This window comes from Mesorhizobium loti CJ3sym (assembly GCF_000472785.1).
Lineage (GTDB): Bacteria > Pseudomonadota > Alphaproteobacteria > Rhizobiales > Rhizobiaceae > Mesorhizobium > Mesorhizobium loti_E.
The window spans coordinates 113,857-125,207 of record NZ_AXAL01000023.1 but is presented as its reverse complement, the minus strand read 5'-3'; the positions used below and the strand labels follow the sequence as shown (position 1 = coordinate 125,207).

Below are 11,351 nucleotides of genomic sequence, written 5' to 3'. Positions count from 1 at the left end.
GTCGTTCCGGCCGGCGAGACCAAGGTCACCGTGAAGCTTGGAGCCGGCGAGGCGAGCGAGACCATGCAGCTCGCCGCCGGCCAGATCGTTGACAAGGACATCATCGTCGGCGTCGGCAAGGCCAAGGCCAACGCCTTCTACACCCAGGGAGGCGAGAAGGCCGAAACGGATGTGGGATGGAAGGTGTACAAGGCGGCCAAGAAGCTGGACGGTACGCGTGATCAGGTGACCTACGCCTACGGTCCCGACAGCCAGTTTGACCTGCCTCCGGGCGATTATGTGATGGGCGTCGACGTGCAGGCCGTGTCCACCGAACAGCCTTTCAGCGTGACGGTCGGGCAGATGACCGATGTCAATGTGATCCTGAACGCGGGCGTCCTGGCGATCGACGCACCGGGCGCGGACGGCTTCAAGATCTTTGAGGCCAAGAAGAACCTGCAGGGCGAGCGCAAGCAGGTGACTTATGCTTATGGCGAAAAGATGCAGACGACGCTCGCGGCGGGCGACTACACGCTCGTAACCACCTTCACCACCGACAAGGCCGAGAAGGAAACACCTTTCACGGTCAAGGCCGGCGAACGGACCGAGCTTAAAGTCCAGTAAGTCCAATCCGGACAAACGCGAAAGGGCGGCTCAAAGCCGCCCTTTTTGTTTGGACGATCGCAGGACGTGGTCAGGCGTTTCCGAACGCGCCGGCGCCATGATCAGCGCGGCCGACCAGCTGCCGGAAACCGGCGAAAAGCTCGCGGCCGAAGCCGAACTCGTTGCCGATGAGATCGACTTCCGCGGTGCGGCGCAACGCGAATTCCGGCGCCGGCACCATGACCTCCAGCGTGCCGGCGTCCGCATCGAGGCGGATGATGTCGCCGTCATGGAGCCTGGCGATCGGCCCGTCCTCGACCGCTTCCGGCGTCACGTGGATCGCCGCAGGCACCTTGCCGGAAGCGCCCGACATGCGCCCGTCTGTCACCAGGGCGACGCGCTGACCGCGATCCTGCAGGATGCCGAGCACGGTGGTCAGCTTGTGCAGTTCCGGCATGCCATTGGCCTTTGGCCCCTGGAAGCGGATGACGGCAATGAAGTCTCCGGTAAGCGTGCCGGCCTTGAACGCGTCGTTCAAGCCCTGCTGGCTGTCGAACACCTTGGCCGGCGCCTCGATGAGGCGCCGTTCCGGCTTGACGGCGGAGGTCTTGATGACGGCGTGGCCGAGATTGCCCGCCAGAACCTTCAGGCCGCCGGTCGCCTGAAAGGCCTTGTGGAACGGCGCCAGCACCTTTTCATCACCGCTCTGCAGCGGGACTGCCTCGCGCACCACGCTGCCGTCGGCGCCGAGCTTTGCCTCAACCGCATAGGGCCGCAGGCCTTCGCCCCACACCGTCTGCACATCCTCGTGCAGGACACCTTCGTCGAGCAGTTCGCGGATCAGGAAGCCGAGCCCGCCGGCGGCATGGAAATGGTTCACGTCGGCAAGGCCGTTGGGATAGACGCGCGCCAGCAATGGCACCGCTTCCGAGAGGTCCGAAATATCCTGCCAGCTCAATGAAATGCCGGCCGCAGCCGCCATGGCGATGAGGTGGATGGTGTGGTTGGTCGAGCCGCCCGTGGCATGCAGGCCGACGACGCCGTTCACGAAAGAGCGTTCGTCGATCATCCGTCCAACCGGCGTATAGGCATTGCCGAGCGCCGTGATCGCCAGCGCCTGTTTGGTCGCCTCACGGGTCAAGGCCTCACGCAGTGGCGTACCTGGGTTGACAAAGGAAGCGCCCGGCGTGTGCAGGCCCATGATTTCCATCAGCATCTGGTTGGAGTTGGCCGTGCCGTAGAAGGTGCAGGTGCCCGGCCCATGGTACGATTTGGACTCGGCTTCCAGAAGCTCGGCGCGGCCTGCCTTGCCTTCGGCATAGAGCTGGCGAACCCTGGCCTTCTCGTCATTGGGCAGGCCGGTCGTCATCGGTCCGGCGGGAATGAACACCGCCGGCAGATGGCCAAAGGTCAGTGCCGCGATCACCAGTCCCGGCACGATCTTGTCACAGACGCCGAGATAGACGGCAGCGTCGAACATGTTGTGCGACAGGCCAATCGCCGCGGCCATGGCAATCACGTCGCGCGAAAACAGCGACAGTTCCATGCCGGGCTGCCCCTGGGTGACGCCATCGCACATCGCCGGCACGCCGCCGGCGACCTGGGCGATGCCGCCGGCCTCGCGCGCTGCCTCCTTGATTAGGGCAGGGTAGGTCTCGAATGGCTGATGCGCCGACAGCATGTCGTTGTAGGAGGTGATGATGCCGAGATTGGGCACCTTGTCGGCGCCGAGCGCCAGCTTTTCCGAGGGGCTGCACACTGCAAAGCCGTGTGCAAGGTTGCCGCAGGACAGCACCGACCGGTTGGCGGTCTGGTTCGATGCCTCGGCGATACGACCGAGATAGCGTTCACGTCCCGCCTTCGAACGTTGGCGGATGCGCTCCGTGATGGCCTCGATGTCGCGTCTTGCGGTCATGGCGGTCGGTCCTTTCAGGCGAGGTCCCGGAAACATCCTCCCGCAATTGCCGGGACCACAGTAAAATCTAAATCAGGGTGCCCAGAAAACCTCTACGGGCCTGGGTGCAGCGTCGAGTACGGCACGGATCGGTTTTTGCGGCCCGGGCGCGACCGCACCGTCAAACGCGGTGCGCTTGTCCTCGCCTTCTATGTGCAGCGCGATGAAGCCGGCATCGATGATCCGCGCCAAGGTCAGGGTCAGTCGTGGTTCACCCGCGCTGACCGCGTGAACCGGCAGGATGATCTTGTCCGAGGCCGGATCGAGCAGCTTTGCCAGATCATCGGCATCGGGAAAGAACGAGGCGGTGTGGCCGTCCGGCCCCATGCCGAGGATGACGACATCAAGTGGCCAAGGCAGGGAGCGGAGTGCTTTCTCATCGGATGCCGCGGCGTCCGCGATACCGGCTGCCTCGTGATAGAGCGCCACGAAGCGCGCCGCCTTGGCGGCATTCTGCAACAGATTGGCGGCAACCAGCCCGGCATTGGAGCGCGGCGAGGAGGCCGGCACGAAACGTTCGTCAACCAGCGTCACGATCACTTTTTCCCAGGCAATAGGCAGCGCCGAGAGGGTGGCGAAGAACTTTGCCGGCGTCGTGCCGCCGGAGACGGCCAGCAACGCCGTGCCGCGCTGGCCGATCGCATGGGTCAGACGATCAGCTACCTTCGCGGCCAGCGCTGTCGCCAGTTCCGGCCGGCCGGGGAAAGCGTTCCAGTTGTAGCTGGCGCTGTTCAATTGCTCTCGTGCCATGTCCGCCCGTCACGTTCGATCAGCGCTATCGAGGCCGATGGCCCCCAGGTGCCTGCCGTATAGCCCTGTGCTTCCTGCCTGGCGCTTTCCCAGGCATTCTGGATCGGGTCGATCCATTTCCAGGCCGCTTCCACTTCGTCACGGCGCATGAACAGCGTCTGGTTGCCGCGGATGACATCCATGATCAGCCGTTCATAGGCGTCGGGCGCGCGGCCATCGAAGGATTGCGCGAAGCTCATGTCGAGCGAGATCTGGCGCAGCCGCATGCCGCCCGGACCCGGATCCTTGATCATGATGAACTGCTTGACGCCTTCGTCGGGCTGCAGCCGGATGACCAGCTGGTTGGCGAAGATCGGCCCGGCGCTGTCGCCGAAAATCGAATGCGGGATCGGCTTGAACTCGATGACGATTTCCGAGACCCGGGTCGCCAGCCGTTTGCCGGTCCTGAGGTAGAACGGAACGCCCGCCCAGCGCCAGGTGCCGATCTCGGCCTTGATAGCGACGAAGGTCTCGGTGTTGCTGTCGTGGGCGAGCTCCTCGACATAGCCCTTCACGGCTCCGCTGGCCGAGGCGCCGGCGCGGTACTGGCCACGCACGGTGTGCTTCGGCGCTTCGTTGCCGTTGATGCGCTTCAGCGCGCGCAACACCTTCAGCTTCTCGTCGCGCACCGCGTCGGCGTCCATCGACGACGGCGCCTCCATGGCGACCAGGCATAAGAGTTGCAGCATGTGGTTCTGCACCATGTCGCGCAGCGCGCCGGCCTTGTCGTAATAGGTGACACGGTCTTCCAGGCCCACCGTCTCGGCGACGGTGATCTGCACGTGGTCGATATGGGCGGAGTTCCACAGCGGCTCGTAGAGCGCGTTGGCAAAGCGCAGTGCCATCAGGTTCTGCACCGTCTCCTTGCCGAGATAGTGGTCGATGCGGAAGATCTGGCTTTCGTGGAAGTCGTCGCCGACCAGATCGTTCAGCGCCCGCGCCGAGGCAAGGTCGCGGCCGATCGGCTTCTCCAGCACGATGCGCGAATTCGGCGTGATCAGCTTATGCTCTTTGAGTTTGTGCGAGATATCGCCGAACAGCGCCGGCGCCACGGCAAGATAGAAGGCGCGGATGTTTTCGCTCTCGCCGATCGCCTTTTTCAGCTTGTCGAAGCCGGCGCCGGTCGTTGCGTCGGCTGAGACGTAGGAAAGTCGCGCCAGGAAGGTCTTCAGTTCCTTGGCGTCGATATCGGCTGGTTTGACGTGGTCGGAGATCGCCTGCTTGGCGAAGGCCTGGAATTCCTCGTCGGTCATCTTCGAACGCGACGTTCCGATGATGCGCGTCGGCTCGGAGAATTGATGGTCGCGCTGGCGATAGTAGAGCGACGGCAGAAGCTTGCGCTCCGACAAGTCGCCGGTGCCACCGAAAATGATGAAGTCGAAAGGGTCGACGGGGATGATCTGGCTGGTCATGGTCTGTCCGCTCTGACGCCGGTCGCGAGTACGCGGCTGATATATTCTAATCGATTTAAATTTTCCAGTGCCATGGTGTCACATCGAGGACCAATCGCCGGATAGTGATTGGGTCCACGTGTGCGCTTGACACTGGCGCTACCCGGAGGCTTGTCGGTGAACGAGCACTCCGGAAGCTTTCGCAGTTGCAGCATAGAACGTGAATGTGACGAAAGCTAAGGGAGAAATGGCGTGTTGCTTGTCACGGCATGGGCCACGGCAGTCGGTCGCCTTATTGGTTGCGGGGAGATATCGATGAGCGGGAAAAACATGCGTCTGGAAAACAAGGTCGCCATCATCACCGGCGCGGCAGCCGGGTTCGGCGAAGGCATGGCCAAGCGCTTTGCCGAAGAAGGCGCGCGCGTGGTGGTCGCCGACCTCAATGCCAAAGGTGCGGAGCGCGTCGCCAATGAAATCGGCGAGGCGGCGATCTGGACGCAGACCGATGTTTCCTTACGCTCTGAATTCGACGAAATGGTCTATGCCGCCAAGAGCGCCTTTGGCCGTATCGACATCATGGTCAACAACGCCGGCTTCACCCATCGCAACGGCGACATGCTCAAGGTCGACGAGGAAACCTTTGATCTGATCACCGCCGTCAACATGAAGGCGATCTATCATGCCGCCCTTGCCGTGGTGCCGATCATGGACCGGCAAGGCGGCGGCGTCATCCTGACTACGGCCTCCACCGCCGGTCTGCGGCCACGACCCGGCCTCACCTGGTACAACGCCTCGAAAGGCTGGGCGATCACTGCCACCAAGTCGATGGCCGTGGAACTCGCCCCGAAGAACATCCGCGTCAACTGTCTCTGCCCGGTCGCCGGCGAAACCGGCATGCTCGAAAAATTCATGGGCGCCGACACGCCCGAAATCCGCGAGAAATTCCGCGCCTCGATCCCGCTCGGCCGGCTTTCGACGCCGCTCGACATCGCCAACGCGGCACTGTGGCTTGCGTCCGACGAAGCCGCCTTCATCACCGGTGTGGCGTTGGAAGTCGACGGCGGCCGCTGCATCTGAGGAGCGTCGACAACGAACCTATGTTACTGAAGGTGTAAGTTGACAGGGGCTAGCAATGGTCGTCGTAAGGTTGAAATTGGCACTGCGCAATATTCGCCATGGCGCAAGGTACAGGGTGAGGTTGTATCGTGCGAAGCGGGCTCGCGCCAACAGTGGGGCCACCTTCATCGGTGTAACCGGAAGCTCGGGCAAATCGACCACTGCAACTCTGCTGGCGCATTTACTTGCTGGTGGGCATGCATCCGTCTATTCACAGGTGCTCGTCAACTCCATCACGGCGCTTATCTCCGCGCTCTGCAAACGCGTCAACAACAGCAACTTCGACTATGTCGTCTCTGAGGTCGGTGCGCGTGGCAAGGGCTCGATAGGCCCGATGGTGGAACTGCTGAGACCGAGTGTTGCTATCGTTACCATGGTCCGTCTGGAGCATTTCAAGAATTTCAGGACGCTTGAGAACGTCGCGGAAGAAAAGCGCGTGCTGGTTGACGCTCTGCCATCAGATGGGCTTGCGATCCTCAACGTCGACGATCCCCATGTTAAAGCCATGGCGGCAGGCGCCAAGTGCCGCGTCGTCACTTTCGGGATGTCAGATGGTGCAGACTATCGCATCAGCGACGTTCGTGCCGGTTATCCTGATCCGCTGACATTCAAGGTACATTGGAAACAAAATACCCTTGCGCTGACCGCTCCGTTTCCCGCTGATTATTTCTGGTTGCCGTTGGCCGCAGCCACTGTCTCGGCACTCGAACTCGGTGTCCCACCGGAAATCGTAGCCTCGCGGCTGGAAACATTCTTGCCTTTGCAAAACAGGTGCGAGGTGTTCGTCACCGAGGGCGGCCCTGAATTCATCATCGATACGGCAAAGGCGCCTTGGCACTCTATCAACCTTGCTATCGATTTTATGTCGAAGGCTGCTGCCAGACGAAAGCGAATCGTGCTCGGCCAGATTTCGGACTACGCCGGTTCGAGCAGAAAATACGCTGCCGCCTATCAGTCCGCACGCGAGGCTGCCGACCAGGTGATCTATGTTGGAGACAACGCGCATCGTTCGAGGGCAGGTCAAGCAGATCGCGACAATGGCCGATTTCGAGAAATCAGAAGCCCGAAGGAAGTCTCCGAGTTTATCAAGCAGACGGCTTTGCGGGGAGAACTGATATTGCTTAAAAGTTCGGCCAATCTACATCTGGAAAGGGTCGCGCTGTCCTGGACGCATGATGTCAGATGCTGGGAGACCGCTTGCGGCAAGGAAGAAGGATGCCGAGCGTGCGGGCTCTACCAAGTGCCGTTCGAACAGCATAGGCCGCGCCTCCTTCAGCGAAGGCGTGCCCGCAGGTGGGAGTTTATCCGCCATCTCTTGGGTGGCAGGCCGCCGCTTTGATTGGGCGCGTGCTCCCGGGCCATTGCGTCGCGGAGTGAATTGACGAAACGCGTCAGGCGCCGGGCTTGATGTAGCTCTTGTAGATCCAGCCGTGCTTTCCGTTGTAGACGATCTCGCACCACTGTTTGCAGCCTAACAGCTGCACTGAGGTCCGGGCAGGCACTGTACCGATGGGGGTAGCTCCCTTTTTCGGAGCATTGCGCATGGTCACAGCCCTGAGGATGCGGCCGCTGCCAGCCGCCGCCACCTTTCGTGGCCTCGCTTTGGCTGCGCCATCCTCGTCTTGCGCATTCGCGGGTTTTTGGTCCGGTACTTGTGCCTCCGGAATGGCAGCGGTCTGCGCGCCATCGGGATTGCTGCCTGCCGCCGCTGCCGGGGCGGCAACCTTGGCAAGCTCGTCAGCGGCGTCGGTATCGGTCGCCGATTGTGCGAATGCCGCCGTGGCAGCCGGTTTGTCCGGCGCGGGCTCAGCCTGGCTGGGGGCGGCTGCTTGATCGGCATCAGGGGCCGCGGAAGCGGTCTTCGGCTGCGCCCCGGTCCAGCGAGGATCGTTGGCCGCGAGCGCTTGTATGTTTGCTTTCGCTGCCGCCACGGTCGGTGAAACCTGGTCGGACTTGCGGGCAGCCTGCGGCACGGTCGCGGCGGCCACCGTGGTTCCGGCAGGGACGATCTTCATTGTCTTCACCGGAATGGTCGGGATGCTTTGTTCCTGGCTGGCGGCTGCCTGCCGCTCGCTCGTCGGCAGTGCCAGCCAGAGCGCCACCGCAGCCACGCCGAGCAGCGCGGCGGTGCCGACCGCTGCAATCACCAGATGCGAGTTCGAACGGACTTCCTGCCAGAAGGACGGCCGCATGTCGTATCCGAACTGCATGGCAAAGCGCCGACGTTCCGGCGTACCGAAACTGAAGGGCTCTCTCACTCTTGCCACCTCCATAAGTGGGCCAATGTTCTTTCGATCACTGCCGGAAGTCCGGCGTCTGATCGGCATCGGTCCCAAAATCAACGCGGACAAGCCCGCAGCAATCCCCGAATAATGGCCCAGAAGCGGGAACCTTTCGCCCGCGATTGTGGCATCAGTACGCCTTTACTGGGGATTCTGCGCCTTTGCCGGCATTTCCGCAATGTGCCGCTAGGGCAACAAATGTTACAATGAATATTACAATATTACATGAGATCGTGATGGCATGGGACCGTGGCGATCCGGTCCCGCCTAGATTCTGTCCCGCAATGCGAACCAGTTAAGCGCCAGGAAAAGCAAGGGTGCGCGGAAACGGCGGCCACCGGGAAATGGCGGAATTTTCAGGTCCTCGATGAGCTTCAGCCGATCGCGATTGCCGGCAATTGTCTCGGCATAGAGCTTGCCGAAGAAGTTCGACAGCATGACGCCATGGCCGGAATAGCCGCCGGCCGAGATCACATTGGGCATCACTTCGCGCACGAACGGCTTTCTCGGCACGGTGATGCCGACATAGCCGCCCCAGCCATGGGTGATCTCGACATCCTTCAATGCCGGGTAGAGCTCCACGATCTGCCGGCGGATGTGGATGTGGATGTCCTTTGGGTCGTTGACGCCATAGACCTCGCGTCCGCCGAACAGCAGCCGCCCATCCCTCGATTTGCGGAAATAGCGCACCACGAAGCGGGAATCATCGACGGCCTCGCCGCCCGCCAGCACTTTCGAATCCACACCCAAGGGCACGGTCGCACCAATGAATGACCCGATCGGCATGATGTGCGCCGCGCTCACCGGCTCGAGTGTGCCGCCATAGGCGTTGACTGCAATCAGGCACTTTTGTGCCGATATCGTGCCTCTCGGCGTGGAAACCCTGACCTTGCCGCCAGCGGAGACGATGCCGGTAGACGGCGTCTTTTCAAACAGCTGTGCGCCTGCCTGCGCCGCCACTCGCGCCGTGCCGATCACCAGTTTCATGGGATGGATATGGCCGGTGCCGGTGTCGCGTGCACCGCCGAAATAGGCGGTCGAGCCCAGCCGCTCCGCCGTCTCCTTCGCATCCATGAAGGAGATATGCGGATAGGAGAAGCGGCTGGCCATGATCTCGGCATGCGCCTTGTAATCGTCGACATAGCGCGGCTTGTGCGCCACCGAGAGCTGGCCCGGCATATAGTCGATGTCGATCTGGTTGATGGCGGCGAATTCGATGAGATGCGCCTTTGCCTCCTCGGCAAGATCGAACAGCGCCCTGGCGCGGGACAGACCGTGTTCGGCCTCCATGTCCTCGGCCCAGGCGCGCTGTCCGGTGCCAAGCTGCCCGCCATTGCGGCCCGAAGCGCCGTCGCCAAAGCGATGCGCCTCGATCAAGACGACATTGGTCCCCGCCTTGGCAAGATGCGTCGCCGCCGACAGACCGGTGAAACCACCGCCGATGATGACGACGTCGCAGGCCCGGTCACCGTCCAGCGCTGGATATTCAGGCCGTGGCCCGGCCGTATCCTCATACCAGGAACGGCCGGGAGAGATGGGAGATTGGTAGGGCATGATGCGGCGAAGACTCGGGAGATTTGGAACGGGGTAGAAGAGCGAATAGCGAGTAGGGAAGGCGGCCGATATTGCTTCTATTCGCTATTCGCTATTCGCTATTCGCTTCTTCAAACGTTGAGCAACAAATACTCCCGCTCCCACGGGCTGATCACTTCCATGAACGTCTCGAATTCCGCCCGCTTGATCGCCGCATAAGTCGCGGCGAAGGACTTGCCCAGCAGCGCGCAGAGTTCCTCATCGCCCTCGAACAGGTCGACGGCTTCGAGCAGGCTGCGTGGCAGGTCGATCTCGTGCGCATTGGCGGTCGTCAGCACCGGGGGCTCGGCTTTGAGTTTGTTGGTGATCCCGATCAGTCCGCAGGCAAGCGAGGCCGCCAGCGCCAGATAAGGATTGGCATCGGAGGAAGGGATGCGGTTTTCGACACGTCGCGCCGCCGGATCAGAACGCGGCACACGGAACGCCGTGGTGCGGTTGTCATAGCCCCATTTGTTATTGACCGGAGCCGAGGCCGACCGGGTCAGCCGGCGGTAGGAATTGACGTAGGGTGCGAACATCACCAGCGCGTTCGGCACATGCTTCTGCATGCCTCCGATAAAATGGAAAAAGTCCTCGGTCTCCGAGCCGTCCTCGGCGGAGAAGATGTTCCTGCCGGTCTTCTTGTCGATGATCGACTGATGGATATGCATGGCCGAGCCCGGCTGGCCCTGGATCGGCTTGGCCATGAAGGTGGCATAGATCTCGTGCTTGAGCGCGGCTTCGCGAATGGTGCGCTTGAACATGAACACCTGGTCGGCGAGTTCGACGGGATCGCCGTGGCGCAGATTGATCTCGAGCTGGCCGGCGCCCTCTTCATGGATGAGCGTGTCGATCTCCAGGCCCTGGCTTTCGGAGAAGTGGTAGATGTCGTCGATCAGTTCGTCGAACTCGTTGACGCCGGCGATCGAATAGCCGGCGCCGCCGCCGATTGCGCGCCCCGAGCGGCCGACAGGCGGGGTCAGCGGATAGTCCGGGTCTGGATTCTTGCGTACCAGGTAGAATTCGATCTCGGGTGCCACCACCGGCTTCAGCCCGAGCTTGTCATAGGCGGCAAGCACGCGCTTCAACACATTGCGCGGCGTGAATTCGACCGAGCGGCCATCCTGGTGGACGAGGTCGCAGATGACGGCGGCCGTCGGGTCTTCTTCCCAGGGCACCACTGTCAGCGTCGACAGGTCCGGCATCAGCTTGAGATCGCCGTCATCTTCCGGATAGTGGAAGCCGTTGCCGTCTTCGGGGTAACCGCCGGAAATCGTCGTCATGAAGACGGCCGAAGGCAACGCAAGCGAGGTGTTGGAGGTGAATTTCTTCGACGGCATCATCTTGCCGCGCGCGACACCGGCTTGATCAGGCGTGATGCATTCGATGTCCTCGATGCCGCGCCATTCCAGCCATTCGCTGACTTCCTTCCAGTTCTTCACACCACGCAGGTTTTTCACGAAGGCAGGCGTGCGCGCCCGTCCTCCGCGGCTCGACGGACGGACTTCCTTTTTTGCAGGCGGCATCATTCACCAGATTGGGTTGCGGATTGCGAACTATAGCCGTTCGCCACCGTGGAAGGGAAGGGGAGCCGCCGTCGGCATTTGCCTTCACGGTTGAAAATCGCGTCCGGGTCGGCTTAGGTTCGGCCTTCCTTGAACTCAA

8 protein-coding genes and 1 pseudogene are annotated in these 11,351 nt (G+C 61.9%); 3 read left to right on the top strand and 6 right to left on the bottom strand.

The window, feature by feature from the left end; all coding sequences use genetic code 11:
• Positions 1–603: pseudogene (locus A3A9_RS0127560) on the top strand (vWA domain-containing protein); the annotation flags it as partial.
• Between the two features lie 70 nt (positions 604–673).
• On the opposite strand, the gene edd reads toward A3A9_RS0127560, so the two are convergent.
• The 3 genes from edd to zwf all read right to left on the bottom strand — a co-directional run bounded on the left by edd (position 674) and on the right by zwf (position 4,737).
• On the bottom strand, positions 674–2,497 hold the full coding sequence (gene edd / locus A3A9_RS0127555; RefSeq protein WP_027061517.1) for a phosphogluconate dehydratase: 1,824 nt from the start codon (positions 2,495–2,497) through the stop codon (positions 674–676).
• Positions 2,498–2,569: 72 nt separating this feature from the next.
• A complete protein-coding gene (gene pgl / locus A3A9_RS0127550; RefSeq protein WP_027061516.1) occupies positions 2,570–3,286 on the bottom strand; it encodes a 6-phosphogluconolactonase in 717 nt (238 codons plus the stop codon).
• Positions 3,268–4,737: a glucose-6-phosphate dehydrogenase gene (gene zwf / locus A3A9_RS0127545; RefSeq protein WP_027061515.1), complete on the bottom strand. Its 1,470-nt coding sequence runs from the start codon at positions 4,735–4,737 to the stop codon at positions 3,268–3,270. The genes pgl and zwf overlap by 19 nt, the downstream gene beginning before the upstream one ends.
• 309 nt (positions 4,738–5,046) lie before the next feature.
• Here zwf and A3A9_RS0127540 point away from each other — a divergent pair, with 309 nt between their 5' ends.
• Together A3A9_RS0127540 and A3A9_RS0127535 are read left to right on the top strand one after the other, a co-directional pair.
• Entirely contained in the window at positions 5,047–5,793 is a 747-nt protein-coding gene (locus A3A9_RS0127540) for an SDR family oxidoreductase (RefSeq protein WP_027033527.1), read from the top strand.
• Between the two features lie 55 nt (positions 5,794–5,848).
• On the top strand, positions 5,849–7,171 hold the full coding sequence (locus tag A3A9_RS0127535) for a Mur ligase family protein (protein WP_033838828.1): 1,323 nt from the start codon (positions 5,849–5,851) through the stop codon (positions 7,169–7,171).
• 52 nt (positions 7,172–7,223) lie between these two features.
• Here A3A9_RS0127535 and A3A9_RS0127530 read toward each other — a convergent pair whose 3' ends face one another.
• The 3 genes from A3A9_RS0127530 to A3A9_RS0127520 all read right to left on the bottom strand — a co-directional run bounded on the left by A3A9_RS0127530 (position 7,224) and on the right by A3A9_RS0127520 (position 11,215).
• Complete coding sequence (locus A3A9_RS0127530) at positions 7,224–8,090, bottom strand: SH3 domain-containing protein (protein WP_027061513.1); 867 nt, start codon at positions 8,088–8,090, stop codon at positions 7,224–7,226.
• A gap of 291 nt (positions 8,091–8,381) precedes the next feature.
• A complete protein-coding gene (locus A3A9_RS0127525) occupies positions 8,382–9,668 on the bottom strand; it encodes an NAD(P)/FAD-dependent oxidoreductase (protein ID WP_027061512.1) in 1,287 nt (428 codons plus the stop codon).
• 110 nt (positions 9,669–9,778) lie between these two features.
• Complete coding sequence (locus A3A9_RS0127520; RefSeq protein ID WP_027061511.1) at positions 9,779–11,215, bottom strand: glutamine synthetase family protein; 1,437 nt, start codon at positions 11,213–11,215, stop codon at positions 9,779–9,781.
• Positions 11,216–11,351: the final 136 nt, after the last annotated feature.